Consider the following 24,104-nt stretch of genomic DNA (forward strand, 5'->3'; position numbering starts at 1 on the left):
CGGGCAGAAGCCGTCCGTGACGGCATCCTGCCCGCTACACTCCCACCGCTCGACGTTTCCCCAGGTCAAGCCACGAAGTACTGCTGGAGTACTAGAGCAGGCCGGGCGCCCGAGCGGCCAGAAGGTCGATCACCGCCGTGGTGTAGGCGTGAGCGGTGCCGACCGAGATGTCGAAGCCGGCGGCGAGCTAGGCCAGGTGTCGTGCTTACGCAGGTACACCCGAGCGACGAGCCCGCGTTGAAGCGGCGGGAGCTTGCAGCGGCGGTCACCCCAGGGGTGACGATGAGCAAGGTGCTCGACCAGCGCATGAGGCAGGTCAAATGCGGCAGGATATGGAACCAACGAGGCACCTGCGCTGATGAGTTGAGACGTCGAGCACCTCCCTCAACGGCACGGGTGCCATGCGCGTTGCGCACGCCGACTCCGTCACTCCATCGGTGCCCACTCTGAAAGCGCTCAATGTTCCAGGAGAGCGTCCAGGGGCCACTGCCCTCGAAGTTGCCGAGCTGTGCTCCTTCTGATCCGTTTCAAAGTGAAGATATTTGGTGGGGCTTGGCAGTCGGGTGTTGTGTGGGCAGGGACTGTTGGGCGTCTGCTGACCTTGTGCCTGACGACCTGTGGGAGCAAGTGGCTCTCCGCTGGTGCTTCCTCGTCCGCCCAGGCGACGTTGGCTTCCCGGGAGGTTGCCGGCGGATGACCGGGCTGCGTTGCGGGGCATCGTCTACGTCCTGTGCAAGAGCGTGAGCTGGCGGGAGCACCTCGCCCCCGAATACTGCGGGGTTGGAAAACTGCCTCTTCCCCAGTCCGGCACGGTCTTGAGCCGGGCCAAGGCGCCACGGCTTGGGGTGGGATCCCGGTTTCCTCGTGCAGCTCCCGCAGAGTCCCACCCGCCAGGGACTCGTCTTCGGGCTCGACGTGTCCGCCGGGCGCGAGGACCTTTCCGCTCGCCGGGTGCAGGACGCGGCCGAGGGGGTCGACGACGATCGCGCCGCAGGTGATGTGGCCGGAAAGGTGGAGGGGCTGGCGAAGGCGTCGGCAGGCCGGTCGAGGGCGTCCAGGAGGCTGCCGAGCTGTGCTCGCTCGTGCGGGTGGCGAGCGAGGTAGATCTCGACGGTGGTGCGGATGTGGTCGTGTGGCGTGGCGGGAGTCGAGGCGGTGTGGTTGTTCGTGTCAGCTCAACCGCATCCCCTCTGTGGGGACTTCCTCGATCGTGGCGTGGGGAGCGAGAGGCAGGCCCCAGCACTTCCGAGCTGTCTCCGCAGCGAGCGCTGCTTGCCGGGCCCCTGGCGGACCCCAGCCCAGAAGGGCGGCTGACTGGGCGGGGGTGGCGAGCAGGCGTGCAAATGGGCGGCCGGTGGCGAGGTCGACGGCCGCGGATCCGATGGCGGTGACCCGGGCGGCTCGGCGGAGCCTGGCGTTGGGCCCCACGCCGCCGTAGACCTCGCCGGTCTCGTCCAGTACCCAGCCCAGTCGCACTGGATCGGTGAGGGTGAGCTGGGCTTCCTCGGCGGCTTCGCGGTGGAGGGTGTCCTCGGGCGTCGGGGCGGTCTTCTCCATGGTGTCACCGGGCAGCATGGGCAAGGCACCGTGGGGGGCTGAGGTCGGCAACGAGGATGACTCGCCCGTCGGGGACGAAGCACCATGCCCAGGCTTGCTGCACGGGCAGCCGGTCCGGGACGGGGTCGCGGTGGAGCGGGCTGTCCCACAAGGGCCGGTAGCGGACGTGGACGTCGTGCCGGTCCAGCGCCGGGACGTCGAGGATGTGCCGGCCGTCAGCGAGGTGGGCGGTGGCGTGTTCCCGAGCCGGGCGCGGTAGGCGGCGAGCATGATCTGCATGTCCACAAGGCGCAGCCGCTCCACGGCGTTCCGGGTCTCGAAGAAGGCGAACTCAGACAGTTCCTCGCGTGGGAGGCGGATCGCCTCGACCTGGTGCGGGGAGAGGGAGTGGACGGCGAGCACGCCCGTCAGGGGCAGGTCGCCAGGTCCAGTTCCTCGGTGATCTCGCGCTGGCAGGTGACGTGTGGGTGTTCGCCGGCTTCGACGACGCCTCCGGGTAGGAGCCACCGGTCGTCCTGGTGGTAGGTGGGGTGGACGAGCAGGACCCGGCCGACCTGGTCGGTGGTGATCGCGGCGGCGCCGAGCCACACCGCGTGCCGGGACGCGGTGTACTGCGCTGAGGACGGGGCAGCATGCGGCGCGACTTGATGCGAAGGGGAGATGGGCGAAGTCATGTGGTTCTGCCCTTCAGAGGCGGGCGTGCGTACGACGCGGCCGGGAGTGGTGATCAGGGGTGTCGCCGCTCATCCGGCGCAGTTAGGGGGGCCAGGGAGGTGCAGGCTGCAGGCGGCTCCCGTAGGAATGGATGAGGCGGACCGGTTGTGGAAGATCAGCTACCAGTGAAGGCTTTGCCGGTCCGGGGTGACGGTGAGGGTGAACTCGTCCAGCGTTGGGGTGCCGGCTGCGTGCCAGTGGCTGAGGTGTTCTTCTATGGAGTCCCAGAGGTTCTCGGGGCCGTCCTGGCGGACGATCCATCTACCACCCTCGTCGTAGAGGGCGGCCCAGGAGCCCGATGCGGCGTCGATGAGTACGTCTTCGGTGCAGCCTTCCCGGTTCATCGTCAGGAGCTGTGCCTTCGGTGCGGCGCCCTGTACGACGAACCGGGTGGCCCAGTCGGACAGCACGTCGGGGCCGATGACGGCTTCCCGCTCTTTGCCCGCACTCAGGTCGGGCAGCAGTCCGAGCGGCGGGGGTGTGTGGGGGCGGGCGAGCATGAAGCTGACCTGGCCTCCGAGCAAGGGGCCGGATGCCGTGCCGTCGTCATGAACGGTCAGGCGTGCCAGCTCCGAAGCCCCCAGCCAGCCTCCGATGGTGGTCAGGATCAGGCCGCCGGGCTTCGTCTGCTCGATCCAGGCAGTCGGCACGGTGTGCACGGCGCAGGTTGCGATGATCCGGTCGTAGGGGGCTGACTCGTCACAGCCCAGCAGGCCGTCGCCGGTGACGAGGGTGGGGAATATGGCCTGGCGGGCGAGGGTGGTGCGTGCGCGGGCGGCGACGTCCTCGTCGTACTCGATGGAAGTGATGTGGCTTTCGCCGAGGCGGGCGCAGAGCAGGGCGGTCGAGTATCCGGTGCCGGTGCGGATCTCCAGTACCTGCGAGTCGGGTTGGACGTGGAGGTCTTCCAGCATGCGTAGCACGAGGGATGGCAGGGTGCTGGAGCTGGTCGGCTCCCGCATGATCCGGCCCTGGATGTCTGCCGGCACGATGGTTCCGGCGATCTGGGTGATCAGTGATTCGTTCTGGTAGCACGTCGTGAGCCAGTTGTTGTCGCCGTTCAGGATCGGCTCCCAGGCAGCGGGCACTGCCCCTTCTACCCGGCGGAAGAACCCACCCTGAAGGAACTCGTGCCGCAGAACTGCTGCGGCGGCCTCCTTCCACGGCCTGGTGCGCAGGGTGCCATCTGCGGTCAGGGCATCGAGGAGTTGCTGGTGAAGCGGTGCTGGGTCACTCATGCCGTTCTCTCCAGAAGGTCTGCCAGGGCCGTGCGCATCGGCATGCCGGTTTCGGGCTCGAGCCAGTACCACTGGCCTGAGGGGTTGCACTCCAGGAACCACCATTGCCCGTCGGTATCGATGGCGAAGTCGAATGCACCGAAGACGAGGCCGAAGTGGGCCAGGTAGCGGTGGAGCGACTGTTCGATCTGCGGCGGCGGTTCCACGGGGGTGTAGCGCAGTTGGCCGTAGTCGGTGCGCCAGTCCAGGAGGTCGGAGTCGATGCGGACACAGAACGTTCTGGTGCCGATGACGGTCACGCGTACGTCGGCGGTTTTGCGGATGCGTTGCTGGAAGAGGTGTGCTGTGCCGGCGACACGGTCGTCGATGTCCTCGGGGTGTACGTCGGCGACCTCGACGACGGAGGAGACGCCGTCGATCAGGTACACCGGGTTCCACAGCGGCTTGTAGAGGACCGGGGCGTAGCGTTTGGCGAACGCCCTGGCGGCGTCGGGGTCGGAGGTGACGAGGGTGGGCGGGACGAGGAAGCCGGCTTCCACGGCCGCGGCGAGGCCTGCCGGTTTGAACTCGGCGTCCCCGATGCGGTGCGGGTGGTTGACGTAGAGGCAGCCGGGCAGTGCGGCCAGTACGCCGCCGAGCCCGTACCGGGCCTGGGTGAGGGCGAACCGGGCGTCCTGCTTGCTCAGGTGGGGGAAGGCGAAGCCTGTGGGCCGGCGGTAGTACAGGGCCCGCACTTGGGCCAGGTCGGCCGTGCGCGAAGGGGTGTGGAGGTGTCCGCCAAGGCCGTGGGGAGTGATCTCCGCTTCGAGGGACAGCGACAAGGGGAAGTCCCCCGAGTCGAGCCGCACGACCGGGACGTCCCGGCCGTGCAGCTCGTTGATCACCGCGTCGGCGGTGGGGTCGTGTAATCCGGTGACGACCAGCACTGGGCGCGGGTCACTCACTGGTCGCTGTCGCTTCCCTGGTCGGAGTCCGTGGTTCCCTGCCCCTGCCCGTCGGGGCTGGTGCCGGTCGACGGGGTGGTGCCGGTGCTGGTCCCATGGCCGGGCATCTCCATCACCTGCCCGATGCCGTCGAAGAACACCGTGGTCTGGGTCACCGGGTCCAGCTCGGCACGGGCGTAGACCGGCGCCATCGTCGGATACGGCGCCATACGAACGACGCCCCACGGCAGTGGAGCAGCGATCCCTGTCGGAAGGGCGGGACCGGCGGGCAGACGGTCGGCGTGAACGTACATCGTGTCTCCTTCGAGAGTGCAGGAATGGGGCCCGGCGCGGGGAGCGGGGGTGTGTACGCCGCCCAGGGGAGTGGCGGGTACGTCTCCCCGCGCCGGGGGCTGGTGCCGCCTGGCGGCCGCGGGCCCGAGAGGAGCGTCCGGGCCGCCAGACGGGGCTTTAGGGGGCGGCGTCGAGTTCGCGCATCAGCTCCTCCACCGTGAGGACGGTGAATGAAGAGAGCCGGCGCACGAGTTGGGACGCCAGGCAGGTGGTCAGGTTGGGGTGTCCGTAGGGCAGCGGCATGTCGGGCTGCGCGACGACGTGGATGCCGAGTTCGGGGCTGTAGCCGTAGATGACGCCGATGACCCCGTACAGCGGTGCACTGCGGGCGAGGAAAACCCGTGGCTGGCCTGCCAGATGGGGACACAGCGCCGCGGAGTTCTCGGCGGCACGCTGCGCTGGCCACCCTGCTGCGCGCGCTGGACGTGCTCGAGTGGCGGCTCACCTCCCGGGAGCACGTACTGGGCGGCGAACTCGCCTGGTTGTGGGTGACGCTCGTACAGCTGGACACCGTGCACCGCTGCCACCTGGACGCCACAGTGGTGCACTGCATCACCGAGCACGCCCATCTGTGGGCGTGCGCACGGGGGCTGGCGGCACACACCCCGCCTTTGCCTCCCACCCTGACCTGGACGGCGTCGCGGCTTCAAGCAGGTCTGGCACACCTGCCCGAACGGGCACGGCTTTCCCGGCCGCAGCCCGTACGCATTCCGTGATTCCGAGACCAAGGCGCCCGCACCGCCGACGGCACGCCGATCGAGTACAGGACGCCGGGCACGTTATGGTGAGCGGGGCTGATCAGAGTCGCCTTCGTCGCCCTCGCGGCCTGCTCCCGCCGAAGGCGTCTACCGGCCCAGCAGTCGGTGGACCTCTCTGCTGAGGGACTCGAACCCGCCTTGGAAGTGGCCCCGGACGCACGACACTACGTAGTGTCCCGACTCATCATCCTGGGATACCCGGACCAGTCGTTCCACGGGGGGCCGCATGTGCCCGAAGTCCACGACGAACCCGACGTCGTTGGGGCGCCGGTTGTCCCTGAGCAAGGTGAGTACCCGTACATCCGATTGAGTCTGTGATGCCCTGGAATCCGACAGAGAGTTGTCCACTCGCCATGCATGCGTACCGATGATCCAGCCTCGTGACCACAGTCCCAGGCTGCGCACTTCGCGGTATCGCCCGAAGAGGTTCTTCTTCCAAGTGAGCGACAGGCAGTGGACATCAACTGTGGGCACGCCAGCATCTTGAAGCTCCTGCACGGCGTGCTGCTCGATATACCTACGCCCAAAGCGGTTCTCGTGCTCAGCCGTGGCGGCAACTGCTTCCACGACGCACGTATGGCAGCGCGAGATCGGATCAAAGTTGCTGTTCGGCAACGCTCGATGGGAGCTACAGAACGCCTTGCTACAGAGGTCACAGCGGCCTTGCGCGGTGATACCGCACTCCTTGCCTTCGGCGATCAAGGTCTCGCAGACAACCGTCATAGTTCCCCCTCACGCGCAACCCACACGCCGCCAGTCGACGGGACCAAGCCTATTGCGCAGTCACCCAGGCCAGGACCGTTCAGGAGAAGCAGGGTTGGCCCCACGGCATGCACACTGACCCCCGGGCCTGTGACCTACTGGGTCGGAGAAACACAGCAGAGCACCGACTACCAGGACCTGAAGGAAACCCCCGACGCCGTGACGTCGACGACCCACATGCTCGCCATCAACACGGTGCACCTGGCACGCCGGTTCGCAGACCACCAGTACCCGCCCAGCTTGCCTCACGGGGGCGGCATGCTTGACGTACGGGGCCGCCACGTCATGGGGGCCGAGGACTGAAGCCGCGATACGGAGAGCCGGTCGTGGCGTTCTCGATGGTGGGGCCGGCTTCAGTCCAGGAGCACTGTGCGACTCGGCTGCCCAACGGCGACACAGCCGAGGAGGCGGAGCCGCAGGGGGCGTGCGAGCCGACGTTCTCGCGCTGTTCGGTTGGGCCCGCCGTCGTGGCTTCCTGCGTTTCCGTGCTGACGACGCTTCCCGCGCCGTCGCGGTGGTGACCTCCTCTTCGGCTGAGTCGGCGCAAGGCCGCCGCATCACAAGTGCTGAACCGCCGTGCGCCTCACTTATGGATCACGGGACGGGTCCCAGCCAGCGGTCCGGACTAGCGGTCTCCCCGGTGCTGGCCGACCATTTGGTGGAGCCGATTACGTTGGGCTGGAGACTCCTGTCTGGCTCCTTCTACGTGGATCGCGGGTCACGCGCAGACGCTCGGCGACCGCCAATAGGATCTAATGGGAGGGCGCACGCGGGAGAGACAGGCATCGATCATCACGGGTTGCCATCTCATGCCCCGAATCCGCGCGGCCCTGAGCTCTGGATGGTTGTGCATGACCGCTGCCTCGTCCCGCTTCGAACCTGTACGGCCCAAGTGGAACCCCACCGGCTCGCCCGTTGCACCGCAATACCATGAACTGTTTCTGCAGCCGGAGTACACGGTTGATCTGCCACTGCTAGACGATGACGAGGGCGACTTCTTGCCGCAGGCACCTCTGGCGCCTGCGCAGCAGCGCTGCCGAACAGCCCGGGTTCGCTGAACCCGACGGGAGGCCAGTTCTTCTCAGAGGGCTTCCACGCCTTGTTCCCGCAGGGCCTGTCGGTACTGCTGCAATGTCCACAGTTCGGTTTGCGCGGCACTCAAGTGGGAGCGATCCTCCGCAGTGTTCTTGCGGGAAAGGATGCTCTGTAGGTCCTGTATCCGCCGGTCGACAGAATGCCGTCTGACCACGGCGAGCTGATCGCCTGCGTAGGCCTTGTCGACGTTCTTGCGCATGATGGGCTCAGTAGCCAGCTCGGTGACCATGGCGTGGACGGTCTCGTCGGGAGCGACCTCCTGTACCAGGGTCAGGTACTGCGAGGCTGCCTGAATGCGGTGCCCGCGGCCGCGACGTGCGGGCGGTGCGGGGGACCGGTTACACGCCTGGAGGGGAGGTCGATGCGTTCACCCCGTCTGGGGCGGCCGGCACTGCCGCGGCCTGCCGCACCGGTCCGTTGGTCACCAGAGTCCGTGGGCGGCGATGACCGAGGCGTCGTCGTGGTGTTTGCCGGCGGTGTGCAGGAGGCGGGCGGCGATCACGGCTGGGGAGTGGTTCAGGAGTTCGGGAATGGTCTCGGGGTGCCAGTGTTCGGTCAGGCCATCGGAGTGCATGATCAGTGCACTGCCTTGGGGCAGAAGGTGGGTGCTGGTGCGCAGGGTGCGTATCTGGTCTCCGGCGGTCCCGGGCCGTGAGGGCAGGCTGGTCTTGGAGGTTGCTGTGACGACCGCGGCGCTGATGTTGCCGATCCCGCAGAACGAAACCCGATGCAGGTCTGGTTCGATGCGTGCCACGGCGACTGCGGCGCCGCGGGTGTCGGCCAGGGCCTGGTGGATGTCGGTCATGATCTGTTCGGGCGATCCGCTGGTGCCCGTGCGGAAGGCGCGGATCGCCGTGAGGGTGGCCTTTCGGGCCAGCGGTCCGTGGCCGAGTCCGTCACAGAGCATCACCAGGACTGCCTGCGCGGATGCTCCGCTACCGTCCCAGCGGGCTGCCCAGCCGTCCCCGCACTGCTGTCCACCACTGATGGGCCTGGTCACCCCTTCTACCAGGGAGGTCGCTCGGTCGGCGCCTGCGTCTGGGGGACGGAGCCGGGTGCCGCGGGGCCAGAACCGTGCCAGCATCACAGTGCCTTGTCCGGGTAGGGAGTGCAGGTCGAAACTGTCCGCGAGCCGGGCGATCATTCCCAGGCCAATGCCCAGTGTGCCGGCGGTGGAGTAGCCGTCCCGCATGGAGCCGGCCACATCGGCGATGCCGGGCCCGTTGTCCACGGCCAGGAATTCGACGCCGGCACACTGAGGGGTTCGCACGATCCGCAGCAGGATCGTCCCGGCGACGGCGTGCTTGGCCAGGTTCGAGGCCACCTCGGTCACCGCGAGTGCGACCTCGCCGCGGCGATGCTCGTCCAGGCCGACCTGTTCGGCCAGCCGTGAAGCGACTCCCCGCGCACCGGTGAGGTTGTCGCGCAGCCACGCCACGTCCTCGGTCTCCAGCAGCAGAAGACTCACCGCACCCGCCTAGCGGTGCATTCCCGATCGGCGATCCGTTTCACGCTGGTGCGAGCGCTGTCCATGGGCAACCTCCCTGGTGAAGACGGTGCCCGCCATCGGACAAGTCAGCCCCCATCTGTGAAGGTCCGGCTTCCGTCAGCGCATCAGGCCGTGTGCTGAGGGTGCCCGGACTCTGTGACGCGCACGAGAAGGAGAAGTGGGTCTTCGGATGGAGCGTGCACGCAAGGCATGGGAGGCAGGTTACCTCTCCGACTGGGCCACAAAAATCTGTGATCGCTGGAGTAGACATTGTCGGGTGGGCTGGCTATGGTTTCTCTCGTAGCCAGAAGGACGCAGGGCCCGGCAGACATGAACTGCGGGCAGCAGTGCAGGTAGTTGCAGTTGGCAGGGCGGTGCGGTGGTGGAGTTTCGAAGCCAGAGCAGTTGCAGGACGGCGACGGGACTGACGGCCGGGCCGGGTGGCCCGCAGTGATCAGGGGCCGCCGTGAAAAGACCGCGATCATGCGGTGGCATTACCGGAAAGTGCAGTTCGCAGGATCGCAGTGAGGTGAGTGAGTGCTACCTCGGTGAAGGCGTCGGCTGCGGGCGCGCGCACCGGGAGGTCCGGCAGTGGGGTTCTAAGCCAGAGCATTCGCAGGTATCGGTGACGGGGCTGGCTGCCGGAGAGTGACGCTGCAATAGGTCACCGAGCAGTACGCAGCAAAGCAGTACCGGTTGGTTGGTTTCAGAGGGATTGAACGGAGGGGCGAGGCGCCATCAGGATCGCCCGGGCGGAATGGCTGAGCCCGGGTACCGCAGGACATCGATAGTGAGGTGGTCTCCGGTCGAGCAACCGCGATCCCCGCACCCGCTCACACTCTGCGTGAGCTGCTGCGGACACAGAAGGCCGGCGCAGTATCAGGGTCGGCAGATGGTGTAGTTGTTCCTTCGGGGCCCTGGCGCATTGGCGCCAGGGCCCCTCCATGCGTTTCTCAGAGAGGTGCAAGTGACAGCAGACGACTCGTACGACCGGATCGATGACGACGACTACCCCGCCTACACGATGGGCCGGGCCGCCGAGATGCTCGGCACCACCCAGGGCTTCCTGCGCGCGATCGGCGAGGCCCGCCTCATCACCCCCCTGCGGTCCGCGGGCGGACACCGGCGTTACTCCCGCTACCAGCTGCGCATCGCCGCCCGGGCGCGTGAACTCGTCGACGGGGGTACCCCCATCGAGGCGGCCTGCCGCATCGTCGTCCTCGAGGACCAGCTCGAGGAAGCACAGCGCATCAATGCCGAATACCGCCGCGCATCCCCGCTCGCGGATCCAACAGCCGCGGCCTGAGATGGCTTGGCCCGGCACCTCGGTGGCTGCGCAGGCGGGTGTGGCGACTGCCGAGCGCTGTCACCGCGAAAACCCGTCCTGATTGCCCGAGGCCAGGCCCGCGGGTCAGGAGCCGGTGCCCACAAACCTGCCACACCCATCGACTGTGGCCTCGTCCGACTACATGTGCACTATCCGGATCACGAGGCCTGCTGAGGAGCGAACCCGAACTCGAACCGGACGTCGCGTTCGGCGTGCCGGTCACCGGCTTCCGCGAAGACCGCCTGGCGGTGCATCTGTTGTCCGCCTGGAAACGACGGCGCAGCGGGCTGCGTATGCCGCTCGGCTCAAGCGAATAGCACCCACAACACCACCCTGCGGGTCAAGCCGATGCTCCCTGCCACGCCGCGATCAGCTCACCGCATGCAGCCTCACGGCAGCGACCCCGCCCGGGGAGATTGCCCTGTCAGGGGGCGGACGGGCTGTCGGGCCGCGCCGCGTGGCCGGGCTCTCCGCTGGTGCGGCGGACTTCCTTCAGCTCGGCTTCGTACAGGTGGTCCTTGCCGTCGACCAGCGCTTGTCGGATGGCGAGTTCGAGGTTCTTGAACGGCTCGTAGTAGGTGGTGTTGTAGGACTCGATGATCTGGAAGGTCCAGTGTCCTGGAATGACGTTGCGGCCGAGGACGTCGTGCTGTACCTGGTCGGCCAGGGTGTCGTGGCCGCATTCACGCAGGAGTGCCACCGCGTCGTCGAGCTGGAAATCGGCGGTCCCGGTGAGCTGGTGGAAGGAGTACAGGTGCCCGCGTGCCCGCTCGGTGGTCTCCAGGGCTTTCGACAGTGCGCCCAATGCCTTCACGGAGGTGTCTGAGACACCTGGCGGTCGTCTGTGCTCCCGGTCCGGGCTGTCGTGGTTGTCTTTCATACAACACAGGTGTCCCGTAGCCAGCCTGTTTGCACTCCGCTCTTGGGGCGAACCGCTGAGCTCCCCCGCAGCGGACCAAGCGGCGGGATGAGTCCATCGCGGATCTCACTGTTCCGGCCCTCGGCTTCCTCGTCGGGGAACGTGACATACGCTGAAAGTCTTGAAGTTAAGCCGCAGACGGCGGATGACGTGCCACGCCCTTGGCGCACAGGTGCTCGCTGTAGCGCTCTCCTCCGGACAGCACTGCAGCGAAGATCGTGGGGTGGGCCGGCTCCGATCACCACCGCGTCCGCGATGGTCATCTCCCTTTCTGCTGCGCCGGTCACCCCCAAGGGGTGGGGCTGGCGCAGATGGACCCCGCTGATCCCCGCCACGATGCCGGACACCATCGAGTTCGGGAAACCAGCCCCGCTCGGCAGGCCGGCCCAACCAGCGGAGATGGCACCCGCCGGACCGGCCCCGTCCTTCGACTGCGACCGCTTTGGCCAGGGCGGCACGCAGGGCCATCGCCAGGGCAGCGCTCCCTGCGCCACCCCACGCCGCCGAACCCTTTGATTCGTACCTGCCATAGCGTCAAGATCCGTCGCCGGAGGGGGCTCCGCTCCCAGCAGTATGGACGCAAAAGCGTTCTGCCGAACGGGGAAGACCGTGCAACTCCGCAAGTACTGTGGCCGGGCTTCTTACCGTACCGACGCCGGCAAGCGCATCGAGCTGGGGCTGTTCGACTATGTCGACCTCTATGACGGCGCAGGCCGTCAATGGGCCTCGGCCTATTGCAGTGGGAACGGACCGCCGTCGATCCGGTTCTCTACGCGGCCGACGAACGATGCGGAGGCCTCGCTGAGGAGCAGTCATCCGCCCGGCCCAGGATGCCACGGGATGTCGGTGAGCTCGTCCGCACTCGGCTTCCGCCTCAAGAGATCGGATGTCGGTCAAGCGTTCACAGATTCCGCGTCCCGGTCGGCTCGCGACGCGCTGGGCGGGCACGAACGCGGTACGGGCGGAGTCCGTGGGTACCCGGCTCTGTGCCGCAACGCGTCTCGGACGAACTGCTCGTGGGCGACGGCACAGGGCGGGAGGCGCTCAGGAGTGTCCCGAGCGATGTGCCGATGCCCGTTCAAGGGCAGTCGAGGAGAGGCGTCGCAATGTCAGTGCAGTCCGGGCCCGGGTCCGAGTCCGCTCCGGAGGGGCATGGTGCGGTGGAAAGGACGGGCGCACACGGCTCCGGCCCCGGCCTGGCGGCCGCTGTGGAGATGTCTCGGAAGGCGGCTCAGGAGCCGCCGCCTCGAGATCCCCGTGGCGGCCGCAGACGGTCTTGGGTGACGGTGGGGTTCGCTCTGGGCCTGGGCGCGAGTCTGGCGTGGCTCGCCGTTCAGACCGTTCTGCGGGTCAGCTCGATGCTGACCTTGCTGCTGCTGGCCGTGTTCATCGCCATCAGTCTGGAACCACTCGTCGCGTGGTTCACACGCCGGGGTCTGCGGCGCGGCTGGGCCGTCGCGATCGTGCTGACGGGATTCATCGTGGTCCTCGGCGGGTTCCTGGCGCTGGTTATTCCGCCGGTGACCAAGGAGATGTCCGCAGTGGTCGACGCGGTGCCCGGCTGGTTGCAGCAGGTCCACGACCACCAGTCGGCGATCGGCCGCCTGGAGGACCGCTACCACTTGGTCGAGAAGGCCAAGCAGCAGATCGGCTCGGGAGGCGGAGCGGCCGGCCTGGCCGGGGGTGTCCTGGGCGCAGGCCAGATGGTCCTGAGTACCCTCACGTCGACGGCGATCGTGATCACGGTGACCCTGTACTGCATGGCGGCCCTGCCGGCCATCAAACAGTTCTGCTACCGCTTCGTGGCCGCGAGTCGGCGCGAACGCGTCGAGGGCGTGGCCGAAGAGATCATGAACCGGATAGGGAAGTTCATGCTCGGCAACCTCGTCACTTCGGGGATCGCCGGCATGGCGACCTTCGCCTGGTGCGCGGGCACCGGCGTCCCTTACGCCGCCGCCCTGGGCATATTCACCGCACTGATGGACCTGATCCCGATCGTCGGCTCCACTCTCGCCGGTATCGTCGTCAGCCTTGTCGCGCTGTTCGTGTCCCTGCCCATCGCGATCGCGACCGCGGTCTTCTACGTCGTCTTCCGGGTCGCCGAGGACTACCTCATCGTGCCGAGGGCCATGAAGTTCGCGGTCGACGTCCACCCACTGGTCACCGTCCTCGCGGTGCTGGTTGGCGGGGCGCTCCTCGGTATCGTCGGCGCCCTCGTCGCCATTCCGGCGGCCGTCGCGGTCGGCCTGGTCCTCGACGAGTACGTGTTTCCTAAGAAGGAGCGAAAGTGAAGGCGTGTCGGCCCGGCGCGGCGGGGTCTTCGTCGGCCTCCGGGGCACCCGTCGGTACCGGGGGAGGGGCGCCCCGACCGGCTGCCAGGATTCGCCTCGGCCACGAGAGCGACTCGTCGTCGGGTCTGCGGCTCGATCCGATCGGCATGAGGGCGGGCTCTTTGCCGGTCGTAGTGGTGCGTGATGCCGGGTCGGCGTTCAGCAGGCGAAGGCGGAGAGGAACATCGCACGTTTGAACTGCCGGTTTCTTCCTCTGGGGTGCGTGTTCGCCGTGGATCGAGGTCCCCGATGATTTCGTCATGGCTCCCCGGCACCAAGCGGGTGACCCGCGTCGAGAAGAGCACTGCCGCCGACAATCTCCAGCTCACCCCGAGCAGGTCGGCAAGCTCACCAGCATGCCGTCCGCCGCTGACGACACGCACGATGAAGCAAGCCTGCGCCTGATGGAACGCTGACAGGCCCCCGGCCGATCGGGCCTTGGCGCCCGGCTGGCGACGTCGGCTGCGGCGCAGTTTGCGGGCCCCGACCGACGACCAGCGACACAGCCTTCACCTCGGCAACCAGCGACCCCGTACCTTCCGGCTCGGGACCGAGCTGATCATCAAGCCTTCTGCAGGACGGGGGCAGGGGACTCGCCTGATCCTCGCGCGATGAGCCGGGTGGAGACGGTGCAGGTTCGGGGGCGCGACCGGTCGCCGTCGAGGCGGGCCAGGGCTATGGCCGCGGCCGTTCTGCCGATTTCTTCGGGGTCCTGGGCGACGACGGTCAGGGCCGGTTCGAGGGCCTCGGCGAGCGGCACGTCGTCGAAGGCGACGACGGCGACGTCCTTCCTGTTGCTGCGGGCGAGTGCGGTGACGATCCCCAGCGCTGCGATGTTGTTGCCGGCGAACAGGGCGGTGGGGGGCGTTGCCAGGCCCAGCAGCTGGGAGGTGGCGGTGGCGGCCGAGTGCTGGTCGTGGGCGTTGATGACCAGGGAGCGGTTGTAGGGGAGGTCGGCTTCCTGCAGGGCTGAACGGTATCCGGCCAGGCGTTCGCGGCGGGTGTAGAGCTTGACGGGCAGGTCGCCGATGAAGCCGATGTTCCGGTGGCCGTGGGCGATGAGGTGGGCGACGCCGGCGTGCGCGCCTGCCCGGTTGGAGCTGACGACGTTGTCGGTGGACAGTCCCGCTCCTGGACGGTCGAGGAAGACGATGGGCAGGCCCTCGGCATGGTGCGTCTTCAGATAAGAGTGGTCGGCGCCGACGGAGGGCACGACCATCAGGATGCTGACGCGGCGGGCGAGGAACTTGTCGGTCAGCGCGCGTTCGCGGTGGGGATCGTCGGCGGAGGAGCCCATCAGCAGGGTCAGTCCGCGGTCGAGGACGGTGTCTTCGATGCTGCCGGCCACGGCTCCGAAGAAGGGGTTGCCGAGGTCGGGGACGACCAGCCCGATGGTGGTGTCGGGCCCGCCGACCCGGATGTTGCGTGCCATGAGGTTCGGCTGGAAGCCGAGTTTGGCAACGGCGGCCAGAACCAGCTCCCTGGTGTGGGCCGAGGCCGGCCCGTCCTCGTTGAGGACGCGGGAGACTGTCTTGGCGCTGACGCCCACCTCTCGGGCGACATCAGCCAGGGTGGGACGGCGGTTCGCTGCCATGGAGAAGCAGTCTCCTGTGCTCGTCGGTTCCGGCCGGGGCCCGGCCGGAACCTGTGAGTGATGAGTGGTCGGTTAAGCCTGGACTCCGGCGGCTTTCGCGGCCTCGGAGTCTGCTACGACAGTACCGCCGGCCTCATCCAGGGTGAGCGCTCCGGTCATGATGGCCACGACCTGCGCCATGGAGTAGTCGGAGGGCTTGATCAGAGCGGCGCGCCGGCCGAGGCGGTGGACGTGGATACGGTCGGCGATCTCGAACACGTGGGGCATGTTGTGGCTGATGAGGACGACCGGCATGCCCTTGTCGCGGACGCGGCGGATCAGGTCCAGGACCTGGCCGGATTCCTTGACGCCAAGGGCGGCGGTGGGCTCGTCCATGACGACGACGCTGCGGGCCCAGGCGACGGAGCGAGCGACTGCCACCGCCTGCCGCTGTCCGCCGGAGAGGGTCTCGACCGCCTGTGTGAGGGAGCGCAGGCCGATCTTCAGGTCGGCCATGTGGTCGGCGGCCTCCTGGCGCATGCGCTTCTTGTCCAGCATGCGAAAGACGCTGCCGAGGACGCCGGGGCGGCGCAGTTCGCGGCCGAGGAACATGTTGGATGCGATGTCCATCGAGGCGGCCACGGCGAGGTCCTGGTAGACCGTCTCGATGCCGTGGCTGCGTGCGCTCTGGGGCCCGGAGAACTGGATGGGTTCGCCGTTGAGCCGTATCTCACCCGCGTCGGGTGCCACGGCGCCGGTGAGCGCTTTGATGAGGCTGGTCTTGCCGGCGCCGTTGTCGCCGATGACGGCGAGGACCTCGCCGGGCAGGAGGTCGAAGTCGGCGCCGTCGATGGCGGTGACCTGGCCGTAGCGCTTGACCAGTCCGCGCGCCTGCAGGACAGGAGTGGGGGAAGTGGTGGCGGTCATCGGGTCTTCTTCCGGGAGATCTGGTCGACGGTCACCGCGAGGATCACCAGGACTCCGGTGATCAGCGTCTGGTAGATGGAGGCGACGCCCATCAGCTGCAGACCGTTGCGGAAGACGCCGACGATCAAGACACCGATGAAGGTGCCAAGGACCGACCCGCGCCCGCCGAAGAGACTGGTGCCGCCGAGGACCACGGCGGTGATGCTGTCGAGGTTGTCGGTCTGCCCCGCCTGAGGGTCACCGACGCCGGTGCGGGAGATGAGCAGCAGTGCGGCGATGCCGTAGAACAGCCCGGCCACGGTGTAGATGCCGATGGTCAGCCGGGAGGTGCGGATGCCGTTCAGCCGCGCAGCCTCCGGGCTGTTGCCCAGCGCGTAGACGTGCCGGCCCCAGCCGGTGCTGCTCAGCGCGTACGCGAGAAGGAGGAACAGGGCGATGGTGACCAGGGAGCCATAGGTGATGTCGGTGTTGCCGAGCGGAAACGTCTGCCCGAGAGCCGTCAGCTCGCTGGGCAGGTTGGTGACCGTCTGCTCCTCGGAGTAGATGTGCGTCAGCGCGAACGCCACGTTGAGCATGCCGAGGGTCACGATGAACGGCGGCAGCGGGATCATTTGCACCAGCAGCCCGTTGAGCAGCCCGAATCCGCCGCAGACGACCAGCCCCAGAGTGATGGCGAGCAGCGGAGGAAGGGAGCCCTCGGCGGCCATCTTGGCGATCACGATGCTGCCGAACGCCATCACCGCTCCGCACGACAGGTCGATGCCCGCGGTGAGGATGATCAGGGTCTGTCCGATGGCGAGGGTGCCGACGACCATGACCTGCTGCACGATCAGCGAGAAGTTGCCGCCCGTGAGGAACTGCTCGGCCGACAGGGAGAAGAAGACACAGGCGAGAAGGAGGGCGCCCAAGGGGCCGGTGGTCGGCGCGGTCAGCAGTCTGCGGACCGCGGTCGGCGCTTTCAGCTCTGCGTAGGGCGTGGTGGTGGCTGTCATGCTGAGTCCTTGTCGGAAGCGGAGAGTCCTTGCGGAAGGACACAGGGGCGGCCGTCCTCGGCCGTTCAGGTGTTGAGGACGGCGGCCCCTGGGGGAGAGGAAGTCCTACGGCCCGCAGGGGGCGGGGGCGGCTCAGCCCCAGCAGTTGTCCAGGCCGTAGGCGGTGTCCTTGGACGTGACTCCCGCCTGGGCGTTGTCGGTGACCAGGGTGACACCGGTGTCGGTGTAGCCGGCCGCCTTCTTGCCGTCCTTGGCGTACGTCACGACGGCCTTGACTCCTTCGGCGGCCATCTTCAGCGGGTACTGCTGCGAGGTGGCGGCTATCTTGCCGTCCTTGACGGCCTGGGTTCCGGCGCAGCCGCCGTCGACGGAGACGATCAGAACGTCCTTCTCCAGGCCCTTGGCCTTGAGCGCGGTGTAGGCGCCCAGGGCGGCCGGTTCGTTGATGGTGTAGACGACGTTGATGCCGGGGGCCTTCTGCAGGCAGTTCTCCATCGCGGTCTGGCCCTTGGCCTGGTCGCCGCCGGTGTCCTGGGAACAGACGACCGCCGGGTCCTTCTCGCCGATGCCGAAGCCCTTCAGGAAGCCGTCGTGCCGCTGGACTCCGACGGAGATGCCCGGCGCGAGGTCGAGGGTGGCTATCTTCGCGGTCTTGCCCTTCATGACGGCCTTGGCGTACTCGCCGATCAGCTGGCCGGCCTTGAGGTTGTTGGTGGCGAAGAGGGCGTCGACCGCGCTCTGCGGTTCGGTCGGAGTGTCCAGGGCGATGACGAGGACCCCCTTGGCACGGGCCTTCTGGATCGCGGGGACGATGGCCTTGCTGTCGCTGGGAGTGATCAGGATGCCCTTCACGCCGGAGGCGACCATGTTCTCGATGGCGGTGACCTGACCGGTGTTGTCGCCGTCGAACTTGCCGGCAGCGGTGACAAGCTTGGCGCCGTCTTCCTTGGCGGCCTTCTCCGCGCCCTCCTTCATCTTCACGAAGAACGGGTTGGTGTCGGTCTTGGTGATCAGGCCGACCTTGACGCCGCCTGAGCCGGTGCTCGCGGTTTCCGAGTCGGAGCCGGATCCGCAGGCCGTCAGGGTGAGGGCGGCGATGCCCGTGCCTGCGGCGATTCTGAGAAGAGAGGGGGCCAGGCGAATAGTGCGAGACATGAACGACTCCTGCGGGATTGCGAGCGGCGCGGTCGGCATGGGAACAGCCGTCCCGAGGTGTCATCGTTGACTTATGTCATCGTTGACACTGCTTGCCGAGGATGATGGACTCCGTATCCCGGCAACGTCAATGCCTTGCACCCGTCACAAATCGGCAACGTCCCTGGCAGGCACGGCCCCTGTCACTGTGTCACTGATCGGGCTGTGTCATGACATGCCAGGTATGCCCGTACGTTCGTCAGAGAAGAGTAGGCCATGAGCCCTCGCCGCATCACTGTCCTGGGGGAGTGCGTCGCGGACGCTTTCACCAAGCCCGCAAGCACCCCGACCGAACTCGCCCTGAGCGTGCTGCCTGGCGGCGGGCCTGCGAATACGGCCGTGGCCCTGGCCCGTCTGGGCACCCCGACCCAGTTCCTTGCCCGGCTTTCGAGCGACGTGTTCGGCCGTTTGTTCCGCACCCACCTGGAAGCGTCCGGGGTGAACCTGTCACATGCCGTGGCGGCCGCCGAGCCCAGCACCTTGGCCGTGGCGGAGCTGGACGCCCAAGGGCAGGCCGCGTACTCCTTCCATGCGCAGAACACCGCGGACTGGCAGTGGACTTCCGGGGAACTGGCCGGGGTGGACCTGTCCGAAACCGCCTGCCTGCACACGGGCTCACTGGCCCTGGTCCGCCAGCCCGGGGCTGCGGTGATCGAGGAGTTCCTGGCCGCCGCCTCGCCCCGGACCACCATCAGCATCGACCCCAACGTCCGGCCCCTGCTGGTACACCCTGGCATCTACCGGTCCCGGCTGGCGCGTTGGTGCGCACTCGCGGACGTGCTGCGGCTGAGCGAGGAGGACCAGGCGCTGCTCCTGCCGGCGATATCCCCCGAGCGGGCGTGCGACATCTGGCATGCGGCGGGTGCCCGGCTCGTCGTGATCACACGTGGTGGCGACGGCGTCCTGGCCTCCCTCGACGGCGAACGGCTGCGGGTGCCGGCGGTGGCGACATCAGTGGTCGACACCGTGGGGGCCGGGGACTCCTTCACTGCCGGACTGCTGCACCACCTCGGCGCCCGCGGACTTCTCGGCGGCCGGCTGGCAGGCTTGTGCCTCGACGACGTGGCACAGGCCTGCGCGTTCGCCACCCGGGTTGCGGCCCTGACCTGCTCGGTCGCCGGCCCCAACCCGCCCTGGCGGCAGCAGCTGGAGCAGGTGGAGCAGCTGGCGACAGCCGATCTGGGGTAACAGCATCCGGTCCCTGCCGGGTCCACCGGGCCCGCACCGTTGACGCGCGGGCCGGAGTGCCTCCATTATCGGGCCACTCGATGTCATCGATGACACAAGTCAACGATGACACCCTTCTCGGGGCTTGGACGACGGCGCCGGCAAGGGTGTCACTTCTCGGTCCGTCCGCGCCGGGCAGCCTCTTTGCCGCATGGGCGACCGCACCACGGGAGACCCAATGAGCCGACGTATACCCCGGCATGCCCGCATACGGGCGATCGCGGCGGTGGCGACCGTCTGTGCCCTGTCCGCAGCCCCGCTCACCTCCACCGCTGCCGCAGTCGATGCGCCGCCGTTCTCCGAGGCCTACCGGCCTCAGTTCCACTTCACGCCGGCGAAGAACTGGATGAACGATCCCAACGGCCTCGTGTACTACAAGGGCGAATACCACCTCTTCTACCAGTACAACCCCAACGGCAACTCCTGGGGCGACATGTCCTGGGGTCATGCGGTGAGCAAGGACCTCGTGCACTGGAAGGAGTTGCCGCTCGCCCTGTCGTACGACGACAAGGAGATGGTGTTCTCCGGCAGCGCGGTCGTCGACTGGAACAACACCACCGGGTTCGGCACGAAGAAGACCCCGCCCATGGTGGCGATCTACACCAGCTACGCCAAGGACACGGGCGTGCAGGCACAGTCGCTCGCTTACAGCACCGACCGCGGCCGCACCTGGACCAAGTACCACGGCAATCCCGTCATCGATATCGGCTCCAAGGATTTCCGTGACCCGAAGGTCCAGTGGTACGCGCCGACGAAGAGCTGGCTGATGACGGTGTCGCTGTCCGCCGAGCACAAGGTGCGGTTCTACTCGTCCAAGAACCTCAAGGACTGGTCACTGCTCAGCGATTTCGGACCGGCCGGCGCGACGGGCGGCGTGTGGGAGTGCCCCGATCTGTACCCCCTCGCTGTCGACGGGGACAAGAAGCACATCAAGTGGGTCCTGGTCGTCAACATGAACCCCGGGGGCATCGCGGGCGGTTCAGGCGCCCAGTACTTCATCGGTGACTTCGACGGCAAGAAGTTCACCGCCGACGACAAGGGCGCCTACACCCCGCCCGCCGGCGACGTCATGCAGGACTTCGAGGACCCCGGCTACGGCACGTGGACCACTACCGGCGCCGCGTTCGGCCAGGGACCGGCGAGCGGGAGCCTTGACGGGCAGGGGTCCGTCGACGGCTTCGACGGCAAGGGGCTCGCCAACAGCTTCCACACAGGTGACGGAACCACCGGCACTCTTACCTCGCCCCCCTTCACCGCAGACAGCCCCTACCTGAACTTCAAGATCGGCGGCGGACGCCACCCTCACGAGTCCGACACCGTCCTGGAACGCGAGCCCGTGCCCGGCGGGACCGTCCTCGCCGACTTCGAGAGCGGCACTTACGGCGACTGGACGGCGACAGGAGACGCCTTCGGCACCGCACCGGCCGCCGGCAGCCTTCCCGGTCAACTACCGGTCACCGGCTGGCTCGGCAGCGGCCTGGTCAACACGTTCCTGAACGGCGACGCCACCACTGGCACCCTCACCTCGCCCGAATTCACCATCGACAAGAAGCACATCAACTTCCTCATCGCCGGCGGCAACCACCCCGCCGGCTACGCCAACCCCACCGCCGTCGAACTCCTGGTCGACGGCAAGGTGGTGCGCAAGGCCACCGGAAGCGACGACGAAGCACTCAACTGGAACTCCTGGGACGTCCATGATCTCGCCGGCAAGAAGGCCCAGATAAAGATCGTCGACGACAACACCGGCGGCTGGGGCCACATCAACGTCGACCACATCGTGCTGTCCGACACCCAGGCCCGCCCCGTCTCGCGCGAAACATCCGTCAACCTGATCGTCGACGGCCAGGTCGTCCGCAGCGCCACCGGCTCCAACAGCGAGTCCCTGGACTGGGCCTCCTTCGACCTGCGCCCCTACGCCGGCAAGAAGGCGCACATCCAGATCGTCGACATGAACCCCGGCGGCTGGGGCCACATCATGGCCGACCAGTTCACCGCGGCCGACGCCCCCGCCGAGTCCGTCGTACAGCGCGCCAACTGGGCCGACTACGGCAAGGACTACTACGCGGCGGTGTCCTGGGGGAACACGCCGGGCGACAAGCGGTACATGATCGGTTGGATGAACAACTGGGAGTACGCCGGCGCCATTCCCACCTCCCCCTGGCGCAGCGTGCAGAGCGTTCCCCGCCAAATGGCGCTGCGCACCGTCGGCGGCCGGCCGCGGCTGACCAGCGAGCCGGTGAACAGCCTGGCGTCGCTGAGGCAGGGGCCCCCGGCGAAGACGGCCGACGTCACCGTCACGGACGCCTCACATCGACTGATCGGCCCGGCCGCCGAGGGCAAGGCACTCGACATCGAGGCGACCTTCTCCCTCAAGAGCGCCCAACGGTTCGGGCTGAAGGTGCGCACCGGCGCCGGGGGAGAAGAGACCGTCATCGGGTACGACAACACGACAGGCGAGCTGTACGTCGACCGCACCCGCTCCGGTGCCGTGGACTTCAACGACGCCTTCGCCGGTGTCCAGCGCGCACCGCTGCAGGCCAAGCACGGCAAGGTGAAATTGCGGATCCTCGTCGACTGGTCGTCCGTCGAGATCTTCGGCGGCAACGGCGAAGCGATCATCACCGACCAGATCTTCCCCGACCCCTCCAGCCAGGGCGTCGAGGTCTTCGCCGAGAACGGTTCGGTGAAACTGGACCGGGCCCGCGTCTGGCACCTCGGCTCCTACCGAGACTGACGACCCAGCCTCACTGACAACACAAGGACACTGACAGCGTGAAAAGAACCCTGCTGGCCGAGTTCACCGCCCGCGAGGGAGCCGAGGACGACGTCGCCCACCTCCTGCGCGACTACGCCCAGACCGTGCGCAAGGAGGACGGCAACCTCGCCTTCGACGTCTACACAAAGACGTCTCACCCACGCGCCTACTGGATCTTCGAGGTGTACCGGGACGAAGACGCCTTCCAGGCGCACCTCGACGCTCCCTACGGCGTACCGTTCAACACGGCACTCGCCCCCTTGATCGAAGAGGGAGCCTCCGTGCTGACGTTCCTGGATCCCGTGGCCTGAGCGGCGCCGATGGCACGGGTATGGGCCCCGCGGGTGAGACCCGCGGGCTCCGTACCCGTGACGGAGCCTGCGCACCCACCATCGCTCTCTCCTGCCCGGGAACCGAGTTCCTTCCACTCTGAGCATGTGCTCTCCCCCGTGCGTCCTACGCCCGAGGTCAGAGTGTCGGTGTCCGGCTTCCTGCGGCTACCGGGACTGCGGCGCAGTGTGCCCTTCGTGCTCCGGACCCGTCGGCAACAGGTCGTGCAGACCCGTGTACCGCTGGGCGCAGGCTGTGCGCGCGATGGCCTCGGAGACCGTATCGGCCAGGGAACGTGATGAGCTGCTGAGCAGGTGGCGCGCCTTGTCTGTGAGCGCCACCTCGACGCCGCGCCGGTCACCGCACGGAGAATTCTTGGTGATCATTCCTGCACGCTGCAGGCATGCCACCTGGTAGGTGAGCCGCGTCTTGGGGCGGCCCAGCAGTTCCGCGATGCGGGTCATCCGCAGACTGGAATCGGGCTGATCGGCAAGCAGGCACAGGGATCGCGCCGGCTGCGGCCAACAGCTGCATCCAGGCGCGCAGTTCGGCCGGCAACAGCTCGTTACGGCCCGGAGCAGCAACTGCGCTCACGTGTGAAGGACGCCACTGGGATCTCACACGACGAGTTCTTGGTGCGGCTGCCGGAGACCGTGCGAGAACGCCGGCCGCTGAGCACCGTACGACCGCAGCGGCCGGGCCTGCCGCCACAGGTGCGGCCGGTGTTCACGCCACCCGCGATCGCCGCGTTCGTGGGGTTCGCCCTGTTCGGGGTGTTCACCTCGGTCAGGCCCGCGTTCCTCGCCGAGTCCCTGGACGTTACCAACCACGCGGTGAGCGGACTGGTCGTCGCCCTGGCCTTCTTCGCCTCGACCGCGGGCCAGCTCGCCGTCGGCCGGTTCGGCCGTACGGGTGGGCCCGATCGGTCTGGAGGGCGCCTGATCTGCATCGCCTGCATGGCCGCACTGGTCTTGGTCGCGGTCGTCTGCTTGCTCCGACGGCCGGAATCTGTCGCGGCTGACGGCGACGCGTGACTCACCCTTGAAGTTTCATGCCCTTGGTTGATGTGAGGCCCTTGTCGGGGTGCGCCCGGAAGGTCGCTGTCCAGACGGTGGGCGGGCAGGATGTGCCGTTGGGGTGCTGTTCGGTAAGCCTGGCCCGGGTGGTGTCCTCGACGACCGTGGCACCGCTCTTCGCCGACGTCACGGTGAGTCGCACCGGCAGGGTGGACGCGCGGACGCTGTCGGGGAGTTGGACCGACAGCGAGAGGAACGGGTCGTCGGGACGGCCCGACTTCTGCTCCTCGCAGAGGCTGTTTACGCACAGCCTGATCTTCGCCGCGTCAGGGCCGCCGAAGTCGGCGGGCCGCCAGACGGCGGACACCCGCGAGTCGTCATCGGCCTTGGTGCACAGCGCGTCCTGGCCGAGGAGCGAGCATCCGGTCAAGGCCGCCGCCAACAGCGGGATAGGTAGGGTTCGGCGCATGCCAGTGCCGTCTCGCGTCATCTCTGCTCCGGTCCAAGATCCGTTGGAATCCGGACTCTAGGAGTTGTCTTCAAATGTCACGCCCACATCAGGAGCGAGGCGAGGGTGACGGCTGCTTGGTAGGACTCGGCGGTCTTGTCGTAGCGGGTGGC

General features: G+C 67.7%; 20 protein-coding genes and 8 pseudogenes. 10 read left to right on the forward strand and 18 right to left on the reverse strand.

Annotated features, from left to right (window positions below; genetic code table 11):
- Window positions 1-94: 94 nt before the first annotated feature.
- A pseudogene (locus ABZV42_RS40285) lies at window positions 95-342 on the reverse strand (transposase family protein); the annotation flags it as partial.
- 228 nt (window positions 343-570) lie between these two features.
- Here ABZV42_RS40285 and ABZV42_RS40290 point away from each other — a divergent pair.
- A pseudogene (locus tag ABZV42_RS40290) lies at window positions 571-731 on the forward strand (IS5/IS1182 family transposase); the annotation flags it as partial.
- A 151-nt stretch (window positions 732-882) separates the two neighbouring features.
- Here the strand turns inward: ABZV42_RS40290 and ABZV42_RS40295 are convergent.
- From ABZV42_RS40295 to ABZV42_RS40325, 7 genes and pseudogenes are all read right to left on the reverse strand, one after another.
- Window positions 883-999, reverse strand: a pseudogene (locus ABZV42_RS40295) (NUDIX hydrolase); the annotation flags it as partial.
- A gap of 171 nt (window positions 1,000-1,170) precedes the next feature.
- Window positions 1,171-1,959, reverse strand: a complete 789-nt coding sequence (locus ABZV42_RS40300) for an NUDIX hydrolase (RefSeq protein ID WP_356057147.1) — start codon at window positions 1,957-1,959, stop codon at window positions 1,171-1,173.
- 5 nt (window positions 1,960-1,964) lie between these two features.
- Window positions 1,965-2,231: an NUDIX hydrolase gene (locus tag ABZV42_RS40305; RefSeq protein WP_356057149.1), complete on the reverse strand. Its 267-nt coding sequence runs from the start codon at window positions 2,229-2,231 to the stop codon at window positions 1,965-1,967.
- Between the two features lie 159 nt (window positions 2,232-2,390).
- Window positions 2,391-3,509 (reverse strand): ATP-grasp peptide maturase system methyltransferase, encoded by a 1,119-nt coding sequence (tgmC, locus tag ABZV42_RS40310; protein WP_356057151.1) that lies wholly within the window; start codon window positions 3,507-3,509, stop codon window positions 2,391-2,393.
- On the reverse strand, window positions 3,506-4,453 hold the full coding sequence (tgmB, locus tag ABZV42_RS40315) for an ATP-grasp ribosomal peptide maturase (protein ID WP_356057153.1): 948 nt from the start codon (window positions 4,451-4,453) through the stop codon (window positions 3,506-3,508). The genes tgmC and tgmB overlap by 4 nt, the downstream gene beginning before the upstream one ends.
- Complete coding sequence (gene tgmA, locus ABZV42_RS40320) at window positions 4,450-4,746, reverse strand: putative ATP-grasp-modified RiPP (RefSeq protein WP_356057154.1); 297 nt, start codon at window positions 4,744-4,746, stop codon at window positions 4,450-4,452. The genes tgmB and tgmA overlap by 4 nt, the downstream gene beginning before the upstream one ends.
- A gap of 157 nt (window positions 4,747-4,903) precedes the next feature.
- Window positions 4,904-5,029: a hypothetical protein gene (locus tag ABZV42_RS40325; RefSeq protein WP_356057156.1), complete on the reverse strand. Its 126-nt coding sequence runs from the start codon at window positions 5,027-5,029 to the stop codon at window positions 4,904-4,906.
- A gap of 98 nt (window positions 5,030-5,127) precedes the next feature.
- Between ABZV42_RS40325 and ABZV42_RS40330 the strand changes: the two genes are divergently transcribed.
- Window positions 5,128-5,502 carry a hypothetical protein gene (locus ABZV42_RS40330; RefSeq protein WP_356057158.1) on the forward strand — a complete coding sequence of 125 codons (375 nt, stop codon included), beginning with the start codon at window positions 5,128-5,130 and terminating at the stop codon, window positions 5,500-5,502.
- A gap of 876 nt (window positions 5,503-6,378) precedes the next feature.
- A pseudogene (locus ABZV42_RS40335) lies at window positions 6,379-6,516 on the forward strand (NADPH-dependent oxidoreductase); the annotation flags it as partial.
- Between the two features lie 871 nt (window positions 6,517-7,387).
- On the opposite strand, the gene ABZV42_RS40340 reads toward ABZV42_RS40335, so the two are convergent.
- Window positions 7,388-7,630, reverse strand: coding sequence for a hypothetical protein (locus ABZV42_RS40340; protein ID WP_356057160.1), 243 nt, complete (start codon window positions 7,628-7,630; stop codon window positions 7,388-7,390).
- A gap of 192 nt (window positions 7,631-7,822) precedes the next feature.
- On the reverse strand, window positions 7,823-8,869 hold the full coding sequence (locus tag ABZV42_RS40345; protein WP_356057162.1) for an ATP-binding SpoIIE family protein phosphatase: 1,047 nt from the start codon (window positions 8,867-8,869) through the stop codon (window positions 7,823-7,825).
- 988 nt (window positions 8,870-9,857) lie between these two features.
- On the opposite strand from ABZV42_RS40345, the gene ABZV42_RS40350 reads away from it, so the two are divergent.
- Window positions 9,858-10,196 (forward strand): MerR family transcriptional regulator, encoded by a 339-nt coding sequence (locus tag ABZV42_RS40350; protein WP_355991916.1) that lies wholly within the window; start codon window positions 9,858-9,860, stop codon window positions 10,194-10,196.
- 445 nt (window positions 10,197-10,641) lie between these two features.
- On the opposite strand, the gene ABZV42_RS40355 is transcribed toward ABZV42_RS40350, so the two are convergent.
- Entirely contained in the window at window positions 10,642-11,097 is a 456-nt protein-coding gene (locus ABZV42_RS40355; protein WP_355991979.1) for a hypothetical protein, read from the reverse strand.
- Between the two features lie 351 nt (window positions 11,098-11,448).
- On the opposite strand from ABZV42_RS40355, the pseudogene ABZV42_RS40360 reads away from it, so the two are divergent.
- Window positions 11,449-11,544 (forward strand): annotated as a pseudogene (locus tag ABZV42_RS40360) (NAD(P)-dependent dehydrogenase); the annotation flags it as partial.
- Window positions 11,545-12,416: 872 nt separating this feature from the next.
- Window positions 12,417-13,427: an AI-2E family transporter gene (locus ABZV42_RS40365; RefSeq protein ID WP_356057164.1), complete on the forward strand. Its 1,011-nt coding sequence runs from the start codon at window positions 12,417-12,419 to the stop codon at window positions 13,425-13,427.
- Between the two features lie 152 nt (window positions 13,428-13,579).
- On the opposite strand, the pseudogene ABZV42_RS40370 reads toward ABZV42_RS40365, so the two are convergent.
- The 5 genes and pseudogenes from ABZV42_RS40370 to ABZV42_RS40390 all read right to left on the reverse strand — a co-directional run.
- A pseudogene (locus ABZV42_RS40370) lies at window positions 13,580-13,725 on the reverse strand (IS110 family transposase); the annotation flags it as partial.
- Between the two features lie 303 nt (window positions 13,726-14,028).
- A complete protein-coding gene (locus ABZV42_RS40375) occupies window positions 14,029-15,060 on the reverse strand; it encodes a LacI family DNA-binding transcriptional regulator (protein WP_355991268.1) in 1,032 nt (343 codons plus the stop codon).
- A gap of 72 nt (window positions 15,061-15,132) precedes the next feature.
- Window positions 15,133-15,966 carry an ATP-binding cassette domain-containing protein gene (locus tag ABZV42_RS40380; RefSeq protein ID WP_355991266.1) on the reverse strand — a complete coding sequence of 278 codons (834 nt, stop codon included), beginning with the start codon at window positions 15,964-15,966 and terminating at the stop codon, window positions 15,133-15,135.
- Window positions 15,963-16,958 carry an ABC transporter permease gene (locus ABZV42_RS40385; protein ID WP_356057166.1) on the reverse strand — a complete coding sequence of 332 codons (996 nt, stop codon included), beginning with the start codon at window positions 16,956-16,958 and terminating at the stop codon, window positions 15,963-15,965. The genes ABZV42_RS40380 and ABZV42_RS40385 overlap by 4 nt, the downstream gene beginning before the upstream one ends.
- A 132-nt stretch (window positions 16,959-17,090) precedes the next feature.
- The gene (locus ABZV42_RS40390) at window positions 17,091-18,113 is read right to left on the reverse strand and encodes a sugar ABC transporter substrate-binding protein (RefSeq protein WP_356057168.1); all 1,023 of its coding nucleotides are present in this window, start codon (window positions 18,111-18,113) and stop codon (window positions 17,091-17,093) included.
- A gap of 255 nt (window positions 18,114-18,368) precedes the next feature.
- On the opposite strand from ABZV42_RS40390, the gene ABZV42_RS40395 reads away from it, so the two are divergent.
- The 3 genes from ABZV42_RS40395 (at window position 18,369) to ABZV42_RS40405 (ending at window position 22,448) form a co-directional block, all read left to right on the forward strand.
- A complete protein-coding gene (locus ABZV42_RS40395; RefSeq protein WP_356057170.1) occupies window positions 18,369-19,340 on the forward strand; it encodes a carbohydrate kinase in 972 nt (323 codons plus the stop codon).
- Between the two features lie 217 nt (window positions 19,341-19,557).
- Window positions 19,558-22,116, forward strand: a complete 2,559-nt coding sequence (locus tag ABZV42_RS40400; protein WP_356057172.1) for a GH32 C-terminal domain-containing protein — start codon at window positions 19,558-19,560, stop codon at window positions 22,114-22,116.
- Between the two features lie 38 nt (window positions 22,117-22,154).
- The gene (locus ABZV42_RS40405) at window positions 22,155-22,448 is read left to right on the forward strand and encodes an antibiotic biosynthesis monooxygenase family protein (protein ID WP_356057174.1); all 294 of its coding nucleotides are present in this window, start codon (window positions 22,155-22,157) and stop codon (window positions 22,446-22,448) included.
- Window positions 22,449-22,634: 186 nt separating this feature from the next.
- Here the strand turns inward: ABZV42_RS40405 and ABZV42_RS40410 are convergent.
- Window positions 22,635-23,001 (reverse strand): annotated as a pseudogene (locus ABZV42_RS40410) (MarR family transcriptional regulator).
- 98 nt (window positions 23,002-23,099) lie between these two features.
- Here ABZV42_RS40410 and ABZV42_RS40415 point away from each other — a divergent pair.
- Window positions 23,100-23,501: pseudogene (locus ABZV42_RS40415) on the forward strand (hypothetical protein); the annotation flags it as partial.
- Window position 23,502: 1 nt separating this feature from the next.
- Here the strand turns inward: ABZV42_RS40415 and ABZV42_RS40420 are convergent.
- The gene (locus tag ABZV42_RS40420) at window positions 23,503-23,913 is read right to left on the reverse strand and encodes a hypothetical protein (protein WP_356057176.1); all 411 of its coding nucleotides are present in this window, start codon (window positions 23,911-23,913) and stop codon (window positions 23,503-23,505) included.
- Window positions 23,914-24,104: the final 191 nt, after the last annotated feature.

Origin of the sequence: Streptomyces sp. NPDC005281 (assembly GCF_040607495.1) — a bacterium.
Lineage (GTDB): Bacteria > Actinomycetota > Actinomycetes > Streptomycetales > Streptomycetaceae > Streptomyces.